Annotated in this window: 12 protein-coding genes and 1 pseudogene; 2 read left to right on the forward strand and 11 right to left on the reverse strand. The window is 30.8% G+C overall.

The features are described 5' to 3' along the window. The first annotated feature begins 109 nt into the window (after window positions 1–109). Window positions 110–1,948: a glutamine--fructose-6-phosphate transaminase (isomerizing) gene (glmS, locus tag JBKA6_RS00705; protein WP_096684789.1), complete on the forward strand. Its 1,839-nt coding sequence runs from the start codon at window positions 110–112 to the stop codon at window positions 1,946–1,948. Window positions 1,949–2,209: 261 nt separating this feature from the next. Continuing rightward, on the forward strand, window positions 2,210–3,226 hold the full coding sequence (pheS, locus tag JBKA6_RS00710) for a phenylalanine--tRNA ligase subunit alpha (RefSeq protein WP_096684792.1): 1,017 nt from the start codon (window positions 2,210–2,212) through the stop codon (window positions 3,224–3,226). 12 nt (window positions 3,227–3,238) lie between these two features. Here pheS and JBKA6_RS00715 read toward each other — a convergent pair whose 3' ends face one another. From JBKA6_RS00715 to JBKA6_RS00760, 11 genes and pseudogenes are all read right to left on the reverse strand, one after another. After that, complete coding sequence (locus tag JBKA6_RS00715) at window positions 3,239–4,285, reverse strand: endonuclease/exonuclease/phosphatase family protein (protein WP_096684795.1); 1,047 nt, start codon at window positions 4,283–4,285, stop codon at window positions 3,239–3,241. Next, on the reverse strand, window positions 4,275–5,096 hold the full coding sequence (locus JBKA6_RS00720; protein ID WP_096684797.1) for a rhomboid family intramembrane serine protease: 822 nt from the start codon (window positions 5,094–5,096) through the stop codon (window positions 4,275–4,277). Before JBKA6_RS00720 ends, JBKA6_RS00715 begins: the two co-directional genes overlap by 11 nt. Window positions 5,097–5,581: 485 nt before the next feature. Then, a pseudogene (locus tag JBKA6_RS07425) lies at window positions 5,582–6,015 on the reverse strand (IS1595-like element ISIse1 family transposase); the annotation flags it as partial. Between the two features lie 38 nt (window positions 6,016–6,053). Next, entirely contained in the window at window positions 6,054–7,145 is a 1,092-nt protein-coding gene (locus tag JBKA6_RS00725) for a hypothetical protein (RefSeq protein ID WP_096684799.1), read from the reverse strand. Between the two features lie 68 nt (window positions 7,146–7,213). Continuing rightward, window positions 7,214–8,287, reverse strand: coding sequence for a hypothetical protein (locus tag JBKA6_RS00730; RefSeq protein ID WP_096684801.1), 1,074 nt, complete (start codon window positions 8,285–8,287; stop codon window positions 7,214–7,216). Between the two features lie 72 nt (window positions 8,288–8,359). Continuing rightward, window positions 8,360–9,451 carry a hypothetical protein gene (locus tag JBKA6_RS00735; protein ID WP_096684803.1) on the reverse strand — a complete coding sequence of 364 codons (1,092 nt, stop codon included), beginning with the start codon at window positions 9,449–9,451 and terminating at the stop codon, window positions 8,360–8,362. 68 nt (window positions 9,452–9,519) lie between these two features. Next, window positions 9,520–10,605, reverse strand: coding sequence for a hypothetical protein (locus tag JBKA6_RS00740; RefSeq protein WP_157776851.1), 1,086 nt, complete (start codon window positions 10,603–10,605; stop codon window positions 9,520–9,522). A gap of 72 nt (window positions 10,606–10,677) precedes the next feature. Next, on the reverse strand, window positions 10,678–11,757 hold the full coding sequence (locus JBKA6_RS00745; RefSeq protein WP_096684807.1) for a hypothetical protein: 1,080 nt from the start codon (window positions 11,755–11,757) through the stop codon (window positions 10,678–10,680). A 69-nt stretch (window positions 11,758–11,826) separates the two neighbouring features. After that, window positions 11,827–12,945: a hypothetical protein gene (locus JBKA6_RS00750; protein ID WP_096684809.1), complete on the reverse strand. Its 1,119-nt coding sequence runs from the start codon at window positions 12,943–12,945 to the stop codon at window positions 11,827–11,829. Window positions 12,946–13,013: 68 nt separating this feature from the next. Further along, on the reverse strand, window positions 13,014–14,096 hold the full coding sequence (locus JBKA6_RS00755; RefSeq protein WP_096684813.1) for a hypothetical protein: 1,083 nt from the start codon (window positions 14,094–14,096) through the stop codon (window positions 13,014–13,016). Between the two features lie 194 nt (window positions 14,097–14,290). Next, complete coding sequence (locus JBKA6_RS00760) at window positions 14,291–16,711, reverse strand: outer membrane beta-barrel family protein (RefSeq protein ID WP_096684816.1); 2,421 nt, start codon at window positions 16,709–16,711, stop codon at window positions 14,291–14,293. Window positions 16,712–17,008: the final 297 nt, after the last annotated feature.

Genomic DNA, 17,008 nt, shown 5'->3' on the forward strand with positions numbered 1-17,008 from the left:
TAGTTGTGTACTAAGAAGATGTTTTTTTATGGTATTTCTTTAGTGTTTTTTTTAGAGAGACGGTTGGTTTAAAAAAAAGGTTATTTCTACAGTTAAATAGAATTTAAGTATGTGTGGATTATTTGGTTATGTCGGCGATAGGAATATTAAGAGTGTTTTGTTAAAAGGACTAAAAAGGTTAGAATATAGGGGATACGACAGTACGGGAATAGGTTTATTAGAAGATGAAAAACTCAAAGTATTCAAAAGAGAAGGAAAGTTAGACGAGTTGATAACTCTTTTAAATGGAAAGGAATTTTCTAGTTCTATAGGAATAGGTCATACTCGATGGGCCACACATGGAGAGCCTAATGATTCAAATTCTCATCCTCAGTTTTCTAATTCTAAAAAGTTGGCCATTGTACACAATGGCATAATAGAGAATTATTCTTCTCTCAAGAAAGAATTACTTTCTAAAGGTTATGTCTTTCAAAGTCAAACAGATACAGAAGTTCTGATAAATTTTATAGAGAACATACAAATCAACGACAAATGTGATTTAAGTACAGCTATTCGTTTGGCTCTAAAGAGGATAGTGGGGGCTTATTCTATAGTTATTCTATCTGAAGATGAGCCAGGCACTTTATTTGCCGTACGCAGAGGTTCTCCATTGATAATAGGGGTAGGAAGGAACGAACACTTTTTGACTTCAGATGCTTCATCCATAGCTGAGTATACCAACAAGGCTATATATATGGATGATTTTCAAATAGCTGTTGTAAAGTCAGATGAGATAATACTGAGCAATATAGACAACATTACTCAAACTTCTTTTGTGGAGAATTTAGACTTAGAATTGAGCTCTATAGAAAAGGGAGATTTTAAGCACTTCATGTTGAAAGAGATATACGAACAGCCTAAAACCATTAGTAACGGTCTTAGAGGGAGGTTAAATAGTAAAACTTCTAAAATTATTTTAGGGGGCATAACACAACACAGAGAGTTATTATTAAATGCCCATAGGATAGTAATCATAGCTTGTGGAACCTCATGGCATGCAGGTTTTACGGCTAAATATTTTATAGAGGATATATGTCGTATTCCAGTTGAAGTAGAGTTTGCGTCAGAGTTTAGATATAAAAATCCAATAATACATGAGAGAGATATCTTTATAGCAGTCTCACAATCTGGAGAGACAGCAGATACTATTTCAGCCATATCTATGTTAAAGGAAAGAGGCGCTGTAGTACTCGGTATGTGTAATGTGGTAGGCTCTACAATATCTAGAGAATCTCACGAAGGTCTGTATACTCGTGCTGGATACGAAATTGCTGTAGCTTCTACAAAATCATTTACTTCTCAGCTTATAGCCTTAAATCTAATTGGTCTTTACATAGCGCAGGAGAATAAAACAATATCTAGTGAGAGACTAGAAAAATTATTATTAGAGTTAAATTCTATACCTACTAAGATTCAAGAGTGTTTACTTCAAGATAAAAAAATTCAGAGCATAGCTGAGAAGTATTGTAACTCTAGTAGTTTTTTATTTATGGGGAGGGGAGCTAATTATCCAATAGCTTTGGAAGGAGCTTTGAAATTAAAAGAGGTATCTTACATTCACGCTGAAGGCTATGCTACAGGAGAGATGAAACACGGACCTATAGCCCTTATAGACAAAGATATTCCATCTTTATTTTTATGTCCTTCCGACATGCATTTAAAGAAAGTATTATCGAACATACAAGAAGTTAAAGCTAGGAAGGGGAAGATAATATCCATCGTTACCGACGGTAATACAGAGGTAGAAAGTCAGGTAGATGATATCATATCCATTCCTAGAGTCTCCGAGGAGTTCATTCCTATATTGTCTGTTATCCCGCTGCAGCTCTTCGCCTATTACGTAGGTGTTTTTAAGGGATATAATGTAGATCAACCTAGGAATCTAGCTAAATCTGTAACGGTAGAATAGAAAACATTTATGCCTCTTTTATAAGAGTGAAAAAATATCGGAAATATATCTACTCTCTCATAGTTTTAATTGAATTTATAAAAAGCTTTAATTAGATTTCAAAGGGGCCAAAAGCCCCTTTTTTAATGCCTATATTCAAGGCTTGAAACATTCTTTATAAAAATTCATTTACTAAATCAAAATATTCTAAACCACTTTTAATATTGAGAGCTGTATTTTCTTTGTAAATCATTAATTTTGAGCCTACACAAATATCATATCATGCTCGCTGAAATAGAAAAGTTAAAACAGGAAATCACGGATTTTCAATCTACAGACAAAAACCAAATAGAAGATTTTAAGATTAAATTTTTAGGCAAAAAAGGTCTTGTAGCTCATTATTTTTCGCTATTCAAAAATGTTGAAAAAAATGACAGAAAAGTATTTGGACAGTCTATAAATGAGCTCAAAACTTTAGCTACAGATAAGGTAAATGACCTTTTAGATAGAGTAGATTCTAATGATAAACATCACACAGAAAACGATTTAACTAGACCTGCAGAATACTTAGACTTAGGAAATAGACATCCCATATCTCTCATTAGAAAAAGGATTGTAGATATATTCTCTGGCATAGGGTTTGGCGTTTCCCAAGGTCCTGAAATAGAAGATGACTGGCATAATTTCACAGGTTTAAACCTTCCTGAATTTCATCCAGCTAGGGATATGCAGGATACTTTTTTTATCAGAAAAAATCCAGACTTTCTCTTGAGAACGCATACATCGTCGGTTCAAATGCACTACATGGAAAATAACAAACCTCCTATAAGGACTATATCTCCAGGTAGAGTGTTTAGAAATGAGGATATTTCTGCTAGATCACACTGTATATTTCATCAAATAGAGGGACTGTATATAGATACCGATGTCTCTTTTGCAGACCTTAAACAGACTGTTATTTATTTTACTAAAGAATTATTTGGGAAATCTAAAATTAGATTTAGACCATCGTACTTTCCATTTACAGAGCCTAGTGCAGAAGTAGATATATATTGGGGTATGAAATCTGAAGCTGATAAGAGAATCACAAAGGGAACTGGTTGGTTAGAAATAATGGGATGTGGAATGGTAGATCCTAATGTTTTGAAAAATGCCAATATAGACCACAAAAAATATTCTGGATTTGCTTTTGGAATGGGCATAGAACGAATAGCCATGCTCATTTATCAGATTAAAGATCTAAGGATGTTTTTTGAAAACGATATCAGATTTTTAAAGCAATTTCAAATGGAACTGTAGCCGATAGTGTCACTAATTAAAGATTAAGGATAAGGGAATGTGATCGGATAATCTTATATTCGAATGCGTCTGGAATTCTTTGATAGATATTCTAGGATCTGATAAAATAAAATCTATTCTCAAAGGGTAATAATAGAAAAAGAAAGTGGCTCCCAGTCCTTGCCCAAATACACTAAAAGCATCGTTTAAGCCTCCTTTTATCTTCTTGTATTCATAGAAAAAAGCAGTAGAGTTAAAATCTCCACATACTATGTTTTTATATGGAGAATTGTCTATATGCTCCCTAATTAATACACTTTGTTCGCTGTGTTTGGAAAAACCTTTATTTACATTTTTAAACAATTTGCTGAGTCTTTCTAAAGTATTTTTTTTATGCTTTTTTCTATATTCATAATCTTCTTGATCAATACCAAGGGATTCTAAATGGACATTATAAATTCTTAAAATCTCTTGTCCTATGTCAATACTTACATAAGTAGTTTGATTATAGCTGTTTTCAAATTTTATTATTCCTTTTTCTATTATTGGAAATTTAGAAAATATGGCATTACCCCATATCTCATTTTTGTGAGTGGAAGAAATATATACGTAAGGATACTCTGGGAAGTAATTCTTTTTTGTATCGTAAAACTCTTGAAAACAAATTATATCTGGATCATTCACCGATATAAAATTTTTAATCTCATCGATCACATCTTTTTTTTGTATCCAGTTATACCTATTAAAAGAATGAACGTTAAACGAGATAAGTTTAATATCTCCTTCAACTTTTTTATAAACTTCAGAGTTTTTTGGAAATTTAAAAAGAAGATCAAAATTCTTATAACCCAGAAATATAACAATAGTAGATATTAGAAAAAGAGGATTTAATCTCGATATCCAAATCAAAGCAAATGCTATATTAACCAATAATAAAAATGGATATATTACACTTAATATTCCATGATAAGGAATTAAATCCGGTGGGACATACGAGTTGATGTATACTAATATCAGTAAAAAAGAAAAAAATATATTTATGATGTATAACATATATTCTCCACCTTTTTTATTGATCATTTTTGTTATTAAACAAAAAATCTTTTTCTGATTTAGTTAAACTATCATATCCGGATTTAGATATTTTTTCTAGTATGGAATCGACTTTTTCTTTATTCTGTTTATCTGTGTTATGACTATTAGGTTTGGGTTTGAGATATGATTTTATTTTATCGATTATAAGGTTTAGATATTTTCTATCATGTAGTTTTTTTATGTATAAATATCCTATGGCAAGGCCTCCAATATGTGCAAAATGACCTCCTTGATTTCTGTCTTCAGGTATTTGCATAAAATCAAGAAGTGCTAAAAATGCAGTGATATGCCATAATTTCAAATTTTTAAAATTGAATATCCTTACTGGATAATTTGGAATATGTGTAGTGAGTCCAGATAAGACCGCCATAATTGAAGCTGAAGATCCGATCAAAAAGGAGATTTTATTTTGATGTATGTCAGCAAACATATAACTGAATACAATAAAAACTAAACCGCCACTGATGCTACCTAAAAAGTAGAGTTCTAAAAATGTTCTTCTTCCTAAATATTTAAAAAATATTCCTCCTATAAAGTATAAAAACACCATGTTAAAAAACAGATGAAAAATACTCGAATGCATAAAACTATAAGTTATAATACTCCAAGGAGACCATATGAAATTTTGAAAAGATGAAGGTAAAATGAAATAGTTTTGATAAATTCTTATGCCCAACAAGTAGAGTAATAGCTCTATTACAACACCGAAAACGAATATAAATACATTGATATATATAATTTTTAAAAACACTTCTCCATTTTTAAAATTATATTTTAATTCATCTATTACAGACATACTCTATGCTATGAGTTAAGTGTTTTTTTTAAAAAAAGTCTAAGTAGGTACAAATATACTTAATTAGTTATCTAAAACTCATCATAGGTCAAATGTAAAGTGCAGTTTAAGAGGTTGTTGTCAGTAAATATGATTTAAGTTTAACTTTTTTAAAATGACTATTGTCCAAAACAACCATCAGCCTAAAAAATATCCCCTTTAAATAAAAAATTAAAATTTCTGGTTAAAACCATTTGATCATAGCTGAAATTTTTTCTTAAAAAATTAAATAGGTTCTTTTTTTATTAACTTTGCGGCACATTTTTTTCATTATTTTATTTAAATTATTAAATAAGGACTGTGTTAAGTGGTAACATTTAACACTAAACATAGAACAGGCTGTTTTACGGTCTGTTCTATTGTTTTTTTATCAACATCTATTTTATACAGATCCCCATTTAATAATAGCCATTGATTGACGTAAATATTCTTTTATTTTTTTTGGTTCAAAACAACTTAAGGGGATTTTTTCTTAGCCATTTTAACAGATAAGAATACAAATTTTCATTGCGATAATTAAATCTACATTCACACTTTTTTAGATAATAATAAAGCTTGTGTTTATGAACTCCTATAAACCTAGATAATCCGGCTTTACATAGTCTACAAAAATTTTCAATTCCATTAATGTGATTTACTCATTTTGCAAATTAACTTTCACTATGTCTGATTTTATAATATCTCTTATAACCATCATTTACCAAGCCTTCATAAGACTTAAATCCAAGGGACTTTCTTCTTCCCATTTTTAAGCAATCAAATGACGTAATTTGTCAAAAATTTTGTTGATAGTATAACGACTTACATAAGTCAATTTACTAACTTTTTTCGCTTGAATATCTAGGCAAAATAACTGAAAAATAAACCTGAATTGTACTTCTACAAATTCTCAAACAAATATTGAGTTTTTGAATTCAATTAACTTGTTGCATTAATTGTTAGTTTATAGTATTTTTTACTTGTTCCATTTTGAGCTACTACTGTGAAATTATAACTAACTGCAGTGGAGCCACCAGAAGTGCCTTTAAGATCTGTTTGATCAGTAGTAGTAGTAGCTCCAGTTTTCTTCATTCCAGTAATTGGATTAACATCACATACATTAGTAGTGCCACTAGCAGTGCAAGTAGTATCACTAACCTCAATAAAAGCTCCATCTGGAAGTTCTAAAGCATCTGCTTTGAAGTAAGCATTTTGATCAACACCACCGTCCTTAAGCTCGTAACTAGAACCTTTTCTAAGTTTGAATTCAATTGGGTTTGTGCTTATATCACCTTTACCAGTATTGCCAGTATCGTAATGAGCATTAGCTACCGAATTAGCTTCTTTATCTTTAAATGAATCTTTAGTGTTAATTCCAGTAGCAGCAACTGTAAACCCAAACTTATTCTCTCCTATAGTACATAAATTAGATTTACTTTCTGAGAATTTAAAATTCACAGTGTATATCTTATCAGCGAATCCAGCTTTGGAAAATTTAAGAACTTGTTTGATAACAGGATTAGCAGATTTTAATTTCTCCGAAGTAAAATGATCTTTATTTATTTCAAATGAGATCTCTACAGAATTTCCTCTAATATTAGTTTTAGGAGCTTCTAAAACAACACTATCAACAGCAGATTTAAAAGTAAGAACAGCCTTAACAGTAGCGTTTGCTGCTAATTTTTCAAAATTTGAGTTATATGGAAGATTTATAAAAATATTGTTTCCTTCTATATCTTCTGTTCTAGTTGCAAACTCAGTTGGATAACCGTTAGCAGTAGCGGTTGAATCAACAGAAGCCAATTTGTTTCTAGCAGGAGTTTTTGTAATAAATAACTTTTCGTAAAATTCAGAAACATCAGTGCCTTTTAGATTTCCTGCTTTTTCAAACTTTACAGAAGTAATTTCTAATTGTAGTGGTTTTGCTGCTACATCCGTTTTAGCTTCCTCAACTGGTTTAGTACAAGAGAAAGCGAATAACACAAGCGTTAATAATGATAAAAGATTTTTAAATAAGTTTTTTGTTTTCATAATTTATATTTCAATGATTAATAATAAATAGCAACAGCTTAAATAATTAATTGAGTTTTTGAATTTTACTAACTAGCATTAATTACTAGTTTATAGTATTTCTTGCTTGTTCCATTTTGAGCTACTACAGTGAATTTATAACTAGCTTCTGCTTGACCAGAAGCTCCCTTAAGGTCTGTCTGATCATTAGTAGTAGTAGCTTCAGTTTTCTTCATCCCAGTAATTGGATTGACATCAGTATCATTTTCTAATACAATAAAAGCTCCATCTGGAAGTTCTAAAGCATCTGCTTTGAAGTAAGCATCTTGACCAACTCCACTTGTATTAAGCTCCTTACTAGTCGAAGAATCACTCTTCCTAAGTTTGAATTCAATTGGGTTTGTGCTTGAATTAACAGTGTTAGTATTAGGAGCAACATAGTTAGCTGTAACTATACTCCCCTGAGCTTTACTGTTGCTAAAATCGCCAGATTTATTAATTCCAGAAGTTCCTCCAACTGTAAACTTAAACTTATCTTGTCCTATAGTACATAAATCAGATTTACTTTCTGAGAACTTAAAATTCACAGTGTATATCTTATCAGCGAATCCAGCTTTGGAAAATTTAAGAACTTGTTTAACGACAGGATTAGCAGATTTTAATTTCACCGAACTAAAATGATCTTTATTTATTTCAAATGAAATCTCTACAGAATTTCCTTTAATATTGGTAATCTTAGGCACTTCTAAATTAACACTATCAACTGCAGATTTAAAAGTAAGAACAGCCTTAACAGTAGCATTTGCTGTTAATTTTTCAAAATTTGAGTTATATGGAAGATTTATAAAAATATTATTCCCTTTTATATCTTCAGTTCTAGTTGCAAACTCAGTTGGATAACCGTTAGTAGTAGCGGTTGAATCAACAGAAGCCAATTTGTTTCTAGCAGGAGTTCTTGTAATAAATAACTTTTCGTAAAATTCAGACACATCAGTGCCTTTTAGATTTCCTGATTTTTCAAACTTTACAGAAGTAATTTCTAATTGTAGTGGTTTTGCTGCTACATCAGTTTTAGCTTCCTCAACTGGTTTAGTACAAGAGAAAGCGAATAACACAAGTGTTAATAATGACAAAAAGTTTTTAAATAAGTTTTTTGTTTTCATAATTTATACTTCAATGATTAATAATAAATACCAACAGCTTAAATAATTAATTGAGTTTTTGAACTTTACAAACTAGCTATCAGCATTAATTGTTAGTTTATAGTATTTCTTGCTTGTTCCATTTTGAGCTACTACTGTGAAATTATATTCAACACTTCCATTTCCAGAAGCTCCCTTAAGATCTGTTTGATTAGCAACAACAGTCCCATTAGTTTTTTTAATTCCAGTAATTGGATTGACATAAGTATCATTTTCTAATACAATAAAAGCTCCATCTGGAAGTTCTAAAGCATCTGCTTTGAAATAAGCAGTATCAGCAACTCCACTTGTATTAAGCTCGCCATTAGCACTCTTTCTAAGTTTGAATTCAATTGGGGATGAACTTGTCTTACCTTTGCCCTCTCCACTATTAGCAGTATCATAATGAGCTCTAACTACTGATGCTGAGTTAGCTTTGGCGGTATCACTAAAAGAAGTCTTAGCATTAATTCCAGTTTCATTTAATGTAAACTTAAAACCAGTTTCTCCTATAGTACATAAATCAGATTTACTTTCTGAGAACTTAAAATTCACAGTGTATATCTTATCAGCGAATCCAGCTTTGGAAAATTTAAGAACTTGTTTTATAACAGGGTTAGCAGATTTTAATTTCTCCGAAGTAAAATGATCTTTATTTATTTCAAATGAAATCTCTACAGAATTTCCTTTAATATTAGTTTTGGGAGTTTCTAAAACAACACTATCAACAACAGATTTAAAAGTAAGAACAGCCTTAACAGTAGCGTTTGCTGATAATTTTTCAAAATTTGAGTTATATGGAAGATTTATAAAAATATTGTTTCCTTCTATATCTTCTGTTCTAGTTGCAAACTCAGTTGGATAACCGTTAGCAGTAGCGGTTGAATCAACAGAAGCCAATTTGTCTCTAGCAGGAGTTCTTGTAATAAATAACTTTTCGTAAAATTCAGATACATCAGTGCCTTTTAGATTTCCTGCTTTTTCAAACTTTACAGAAGCAATTTCTAATCGTAGTGGTTTTGCTGCTACATCCGTTTTAGCTTCCTCTCCTGATTTAGGACCTTCAGATGGTTTAGTACAAGATAAAGCGAATAACACAAGTGTTAATAATGACAAAAGGTTTTTAAATAAGTTTTTTGTTTTCATAATTTATATTTCAATGATTAATAATAAATAGCAACAGCTTAAATAATTAATTCAGTTTTTAAATTCCACTAACTAGCATTAATTGTTAGTTTGTAATATTTCTTGCTTGTTCCATTTTGAGCTACTACTGTGAAATTATAACTAACTGTAGTGGAGCCACTAGAAGCTCCCTTAAGATCTGTCTGATCAGTAGTATTAGTAGCTCCAGTTTTCTTCATTCCAGTAATTGGATTGACGTCAGTATCATTTTCTAATACAATAAAAGCTCCATCTGGAAGTTCTAAAGCATCTGCTTTGAAATAAGCATCTTCACCAACTCCAGCATCCTTTAGCTCGTTATTACTAGAACCTTTTCTAAGTTTGAATTCAATTGGGGATGAACTTGTCTCACCTTTGCCCGCTCCACTATTAGCAGTATCATAATGAGCTTTAACTACATCGTTAGCTTGTTTGCTATTAAATGAACCTTTAGCATTAATTCCGCTATCAGTAGCTTTAAACCCAAACTTATTTTCTCCTATAGTACATAAATCAGATTTAGTATCTGAGAACCTAAAATTCATAGTGTATACTCTATCTGTAAATCCAGCTTTGGAAAATTTAAGAACCTGTTTGAAAACAGGATTAGCAGAGTTTAATTTTTCCGAAGTAAAATGATCTTTATTTATCTCAAATGAGATCTCTGCAGAATTTCCTTTAATATTAGTTTTGGGAGTTTCTAAAACAACACTATCAACAACAGATTTAAAAGTAAGAATAGCCTTAACAGTAGCGTTTGCTGTTAATTTTTCAAAATTTGAGTTATATGGAAGTTTTATAAAAATATCGTTTCCCTTTATGTCTGTGGCTTCAGTTACAAACTCAGTTGGATAACCGTTAGTAGTAGCGGTTGAATCAACAGAAGCCAATTTGTTTCTAGCAGGAGTTCTTGTAATAAATAACTTTTCGTAAAATTCAGACACATCAGTGCCTTTTAGATTTCCTGCTTTTTCAAATTTTATAGAAGTAATTTCTAATTGTAGTGGTTTTACTTCTACATCCGTTTTAGCCTCCTCCCCTGGTTTAGAATCTTCAGCTGGTTTAGTACAAGAGAAAGCGAATAACACAAGTGTTAATAATGACAAAAAGTTTTTAAATAAGTTTTTTGTTTTCATAATTTATATTTCAATGATTAATAATAAGTAGCAATAGCTTAAATAATTAATTGAGTTTTTGAATGTTACTAACTAGCTATCAGCATTAATTGTTAGTTTATAGTATTTCTTGCTTGTTCCATTTTGAGCTACTACAGTGAATTTATAACTAGCTTCTGCTTGACCAGAAGCTCCCTTAAGGTCTGTCTGATCATTAGTAGTAGTAGCTCCAGTTTTCTTCATCCCAGTAATTGGATTAACATCATCATCAGCCTCTAATACAATAAAAGCTCCATCTGGAAGTTCTAAAGCATCTGCTTTGAAATAATCAGTATCAGCAACTCCTTCTGTCTTAAGCTCGTTATTATTAGAACCTTTTCTAAGTTTGAATTCTATTGGCTGATCACTAGTATTACCTTTACTACTATTAGCAGTAGTGTCATAATAAGCATTAGCTACCGAATTAGCTTCTTTATCTTTAAATGAAGTACTAATATTAATCCCACTAGCAGCAACTGTAAACTTAAACTTATCTTGCCCTATAGTACATAATTCAGATTTACTTTCTGAGAATTTAAAACTCACAGTGTATATCTTATCAGCGAATCCAGCTTTGGAAAATTTAAGAACTTGTTTGATAACAGGATTGGTAGCTTTTAAATTCACCGAACTAAAATGATCTTTATTTATCTCAAATGAAATCTCTACAGAATTTCCTTTAATATTGGTAATCTTAGGCACTTCTAAAACAACACTATCAACTGCAGATTTAAAAGTAAGAACAGCCTTAACAGTAGCGTTTTCTTTTAATGCTTCAAAATTTGAGTTATATGGAAGATTTATAAAAATATTGTTTCCCTTTATATCTGTAGTTTCAAATTTATTTGGATAACCATTAGAAGTACTACTTGCAGCAACAGAAGCCAATTTATTTCTAGCAGGAATTCTTGTAATAAATAACTTTTCGTAAAATTCAGATACATTATCTCCATTTAGATTTCCCGCTTTTTCAAACTTTACAGAGGTAATTTCTAATTGTAGAGGCTTTGCTACTACATCCGTTTTAGCCCCCTCCCCTGGTTTAGGCCCTTCAGCTGGTTTAGTACAAGAGAAAACTACTAAGAAAATAGCTAGTAGTGATAAAAAGTTTTTAAATAAGTTTTTTGTTTTCATAATTTATATTTCAATGATTAATAATAAATAGCAACAGCTTAAATAATTAAATTGAGTTTTTAAATTCAATTAACTTGTTGCATTAATTGTTAGTTTGTAGTATTTCTTGCTTGTTCCATTTTGAGCTACTACTGTGAATGTATAGCTAATAGCTCCGTTATCTGACTTTCCTATAAGATGCGTCTGACCAGTAGCAGCTGCCACTCCAGTTCCCTTCATTCCAGTGATTGGATTGACATTCGCACATGTAGGAGTAGAGCCAGTACCAGGACAAGCAGTAGTGTCAGTAGAAACCTCAATAAAAGCTCCATCTGGAAGTTCTAAAGCATCTGCTTTAAAATAATCAGTGTCAGCAACTCCAGCTTCCTTAAGCTCGTTATTACTAGAACCTTTTCTAAGTTTGAATTCAATTGGGTTTGTACCTGAATTAGGCGTGTCAGTATTAGAAGCAACATAGTTAGCTGTAACTATACCATCAACGGTTTTACTACTGTTAAAATCACCAGATTTATTAATTCCAGTAGTTCCTCCAACTTTAAACTTAAAACCAGTTTCTTCTATAGTACATGAATCAGATTTACTTTCTGAGAATTTAAAATTCACAGTGTATATCTTATCAGCGAATCCAGCTTTGGAAAATTTAAGAACTTGTTTGATAACAGGATTAGCAGATTTTAAATTCTCCGAAGTAAAATGATCTTTATTTATTTCAAATGAAATCTCTGCAGAATTTCCTCTAATATTAGTTTTAGGGGCTTCTAAAACAACACTATCAACAGCAGATTTAAAAGTAAGAACAGCTTTGATAGTAGCATTTGCTGTTAATTTTTCAAAATTTGAGTTATATGGAAGATTTATAAAAATATTGTTTCCCTTTATGTCTGTAGCTTCAGTTTCAAACTTATCTGGATAACCATTAGAAGCTACAACGGCAGTTTTACTTTTGTCTCTAGCTGGAGTTTTAGTGATAAAAAGCTTTTCGTAGAACTCAGATACATCAGTGTCTTTAAAATTTTTAGCTTTTTCAAACTTTACAGAAGTAATTTCTAATTCTAAAGGTTTTGCTGCTACATCCGTTTTAGCTTTCTCTCCTAGTTTAGCCTCCTCAGATGGTTTAGTACAAGAGAAAACTACTAGAACAATAGCTAGTAGTGATAAAAGGTTTTTAAATAAATTTTTTGTTTTCATAATCTATATTTCAATGATTAATAATAAAGAGCAAAATCCTAAATAATTAATTGAGCTTTTGAATTTTACTAACTATCAGTATTAATTGTTAGTTTGCAGTATTTTTTACTTGTCCCATTTTGAGCTATTACTGTGAAATTATAACTAACTGCAGTGGAGCCACCAGAAGTGCCTTTAAGGTCTGTTTGACCAGTAGTAGCAGAACTACCAGTTTTCTTCATCCCAGTAATTGGATTGACATCAGTATCATTTTCTAATACAATAAAAGCTCCATCTGGAAGTTCCAAAGCATCTGCTTTGAAATAATCTGTTTCAGCAACTCCTCCTGTCTTAAGCTCGTTATTACTAGAACCTTTTCTAAGTTTGAATTCAATTGGGTTTGTAACTGAATTAGCAGTGTTAACAGTAGGTGTAACATAATGAGCATTTACTATGTTCCCAGTTGCTTTACCTGTACTAAAATTAGCAACAGCGTTGATTCCACTAGCAGCAACTGTAAACTTAAACTTATCTTCTCCTATAGTACAGTCTGCAGATTTGTTATCTGAGAATTTAAAATTCACGGTGTATATCTTATCAACGAATCCAGCTTTAGAAAATTTAAGAACTTGTTTAACGACAGGATTAGCAGAGTTTAATTTCTCCGAAGTAAAATGATCTTTATTTATCTCAAATGAAATCTCTACAGAATTTCCTTTAATATTGGTAATCTTAGGCACTTCTAAATTAACACTATCAACAACAGATTTAAAAGTAAGAACAGCCTTAACAGTAACGTTTGCTGTTAATTTTTCAAAATTTGAGTTATACGGAAGATTTATAAAAATATTATTCCCTTTTATATCTTCAGTTTTAGTTGCAAACTCAGTTGGATAACCGTTATTAGTTCCTTTATCATCTTTATTCTTGCTCTTATCTCTAGCAGGGGTTTTTGTAATAAAGAGTTTTTCATAAAACTCAGAAACATCATCACCATTTAGATTTCCTGCTTTTTCAAACTTTACAGAAGCAATTTCTAATTGTAGAGGCTTTGCTACTACATCCGTTTTAGCCCCCTCCCCTGGTTTAGGACCTTCAGCTGGTTTAGTACAAGAGAAAGCTACTAAGAAAATAGTTAGTAGTGATAAGGTGTATTTTAATAAAATATTCATGTTTTTTAAATTTTCAAAACGACAAAAAACGCTAATAGCTCAAATGACAAGGCATTCAAGCTATTAAGTCTAAACTTTAATTCAATTACCCTTTTTGGGATAAAATCAAATTAAAAAGCTAAGTTAGTAGTAATTATTTAATTGAGAAGTTTTTTTATGGTAAAAAAAACTTAAACGGGCTGTTTGAATTATTTCTATTGACTAGTCCTACTTTGTTCTTCTCTATTTTTACTTCTAGCTCTGGTAGATCTAAAATTATCTCCAAACCTGTAGCTTATACCTACCATTATAGACCTGTCGTCATGAAAATATTCATAAGAAGATTCTATGCCATCATAAACAGTAGTAGAATTCCTTATAGAAGAATTAAATATGTCAGTGGTGTTTAAGCTAAGAGTTAGGTTTTTATCTAATAATAACCACCTTAAGGAGAAATTTAAATTATTATAAGAGTCAATATTTTCTAGTTCATAAATACCAGCTGGTACATATACAAAGTTCAGATTTGCTGATAAAGTCTTATCAGGGGTCAGGATAAAATTGTTAGACAAGTTAAAATAACTATTCCAACCACTAAGTTTTTTTAGGGGTAATTCAGCTTTGGAATCGGTATGCTGATAATATACATTAGCAGTGGCATTTAAATTCCACCATTCTGTAAGATTGTAAATAAAAGTCTGATTGATGCCAATATTTTTTTTATCATAATAATTTAGATGCATACGCTCTGTTTTATTGGTAGATTTGTCTATTTTAGATATCTCTCCGAAACCATCACTAGTATAAGAGTAAGATATAGCAGTAAAGCTTATGCCTTTATAAGTGTATTCCAGTTCGATATTATCAGTAAAGGAAGGTTTCAAATGTTGATTACCTTTAACATATACATTTTTACTTGTCTCCCAAACAAAAGGGTTTAAATGCCAATACGAAGGTCTTTTTATTCTCTTGCCATAATTTATGTTAAAGGAATTATGATCATCTAGATTATACGACAAATACACAGTGGGAAATAGTTCTGAGTAAGTAGTTTTATTAGTTTTATTAAGGGTTTTTGAATGCCCTTTAGTTTGAGTAAATTCATATCTCAATCCTATTTTAGCTTGAAATTTTTCTGAAATGTTCTTTTGTGCACTGAAATATATCGCTTGATTATTCTCTCTATAATTAAATTCATTGCTGGTTTGGGTATTTAATATTTCTTTTCCATTTAGAATGTCGTAATATTTATTCGGGCTGTTAGTCTCGATAAATACAGCTCGTCCTCCGTAATTATAATTGGCAAATTCAGTAGGGTGTTCCATATCTAAATTCACAGAATAATTAACTACATCTTGAACTCCATAACTTTTGTCTTTATCATGTTTATTGAGTATTTTATTATTTGACCCTTCACTTAGAACAAGTGTTTTAATGCCTATATCTCGTTTTGCTTTAAAATTGTAATTCATAAAATCAAAATCTAAAGACAATTTTCTGCCTATAGTATCAATATCGTATATAATGTGATAGTTTAGGGAATTTTGTCTAAATTGCATATCGTTCTTGGTTATTGTTTCATAGTCAATTTCAGAAGAGGTGTCATAACCTTGGGTAGTCTTACTATTTTCATTTACAAATGGTTTACCGAAAAAAAAATTATAATCAAAACCAGTTGATAATTTATCATTTATCTTATACTCCAATCCTAATTTAGGAGAAAGGAAATTTACGGTTCTTTCTTTATTATTATTTGCTTTCCATGGCTTAGCATATTCAGTCTGAGACTTTTCTCTGCTTACAAACATGTAATAAGAATAACCTATTCTACTAATTATCTCTAAATCTCCTTTTTTGAAATTAAAACTAGCTCCTGTTGTTCCCGAGGGCTTGCTTCTCTGTAAATAGGATCCTTTTAATGAGGCATTCCATTGATCTATTATAGATTTTTTAGTTACGATATTTATCAATCCGCTATTGCCTGCTGCACTGTATTTAGCAGGAGGATTGGGTATAACTTCTATTTTCTTCAAGTCTTCTGAATTAAGTGTCATTAGATAGTTAGACAGCTCTTCTCCAGAGAATTGGACTATTCTGCCATTAATCATAACTGACATGCCTTCTTTTCCTATCATAGATATTTTATCGTTTTCTACTTTTAATCTAGGAGTTATTTTCAGTACTTCTAAGGCGTTTCTTCCAGTTGCAGCCACTGAGTTCTCTACATTTAATATTAGTCTATCTGGCTTTTTCTCTATTACAGGGTTTTTGGCTTCTAGAACGATTTCTTTAAGAGACACATCTGGATTTACATATATAGTTTTTAGGTCTAAATCTTTCTCGACTGAAATAATTTGATTGTGAATATTCTCAGAAAAATACCTCATGATCAGTTCATATTCTCCCTTATTTATATCATCTATGATGAAATATCCTTCCTTGTCTGTAAGTTTAGATTTTATTGCTACAGAGTCTAAAGTCTGGAGTATTACCTCTGTATATTCCAAAGGTAACTTATCACTGTCTTGAATTTTTCCACTTATCCTGTATTGAGAATAACTAGTAATAGTAATCATCGACACTAATAATGACAGAAATGATTTTTTAATAGTTGGAAGAAATTTATTATGACTCATGCTTATTTTTTTTAGTTAATAGTTTTTAAAAAGTGAGGAAGACCTATGCATTAATAAACTTGCGCAAGTTATAAACTTATCCTAATCTTCAAAGATTTTTTTAAAAAAATATTAGATTGTAAAATCTAACACAAAGGGGCTTTTTAATTTTTGGATAAAAAATAATAGTTTTTTTTATCTAAACCTAGATTTGATTAATATTTATTTGGGAATAAATAATTCTTAATGTCAAAATGAGGAACCATAAAAAAACAGACAGCCATAACAACTGACTGTCTGTTTTTTAGAGTTGAATAA

The sequence above is a fragment of the Ichthyobacterium seriolicida genome (assembly GCF_002369955.1).
Lineage (GTDB): Bacteria > Bacteroidota > Bacteroidia > Flavobacteriales > Ichthyobacteriaceae > Ichthyobacterium > Ichthyobacterium seriolicida.

Coding starts and splice junctions, on each gene's coding strand:
- glmS (WP_096684789.1), top strand. CDS start 110: ATGTGTGGATTATTTGGTTATGTCGGCGATAGGAATATTAAGAGTGTT.
- pheS (WP_096684792.1), top strand. CDS start 2,210: ATGCTCGCTGAAATAGAAAAGTTAAAACAGGAAATCACGGATTTTCAA.
- JBKA6_RS00715 (WP_096684795.1), bottom strand. CDS start 4,285: ATGATCAATAAAAAAGGTGGAGAATATATGTTATACATCATAAATATA.
- JBKA6_RS00720 (WP_096684797.1), bottom strand. CDS start 5,096: ATGTCTGTAATAGATGAATTAAAATATAATTTTAAAAATGGAGAAGTG.
- JBKA6_RS00725 (WP_096684799.1), bottom strand. CDS start 7,145: ATGAAAACAAAAAACTTATTTAAAAATCTTTTATCATTATTAACGCTT.
- JBKA6_RS00730 (WP_096684801.1), bottom strand. CDS start 8,287: ATGAAAACAAAAAACTTATTTAAAAACTTTTTGTCATTATTAACACTT.
- JBKA6_RS00735 (WP_096684803.1), bottom strand. CDS start 9,451: ATGAAAACAAAAAACTTATTTAAAAACCTTTTGTCATTATTAACACTT.
- JBKA6_RS00740 (WP_157776851.1), bottom strand. CDS start 10,605: ATGAAAACAAAAAACTTATTTAAAAACTTTTTGTCATTATTAACACTT.
- JBKA6_RS00745 (WP_096684807.1), bottom strand. CDS start 11,757: ATGAAAACAAAAAACTTATTTAAAAACTTTTTATCACTACTAGCTATT.
- JBKA6_RS00750 (WP_096684809.1), bottom strand. CDS start 12,945: ATGAAAACAAAAAATTTATTTAAAAACCTTTTATCACTACTAGCTATT.
- JBKA6_RS00755 (WP_096684813.1), bottom strand. CDS start 14,096: ATGAATATTTTATTAAAATACACCTTATCACTACTAACTATTTTCTTA.
- JBKA6_RS00760 (WP_096684816.1), bottom strand. CDS start 16,711: ATGAGTCATAATAAATTTCTTCCAACTATTAAAAAATCATTTCTGTCA.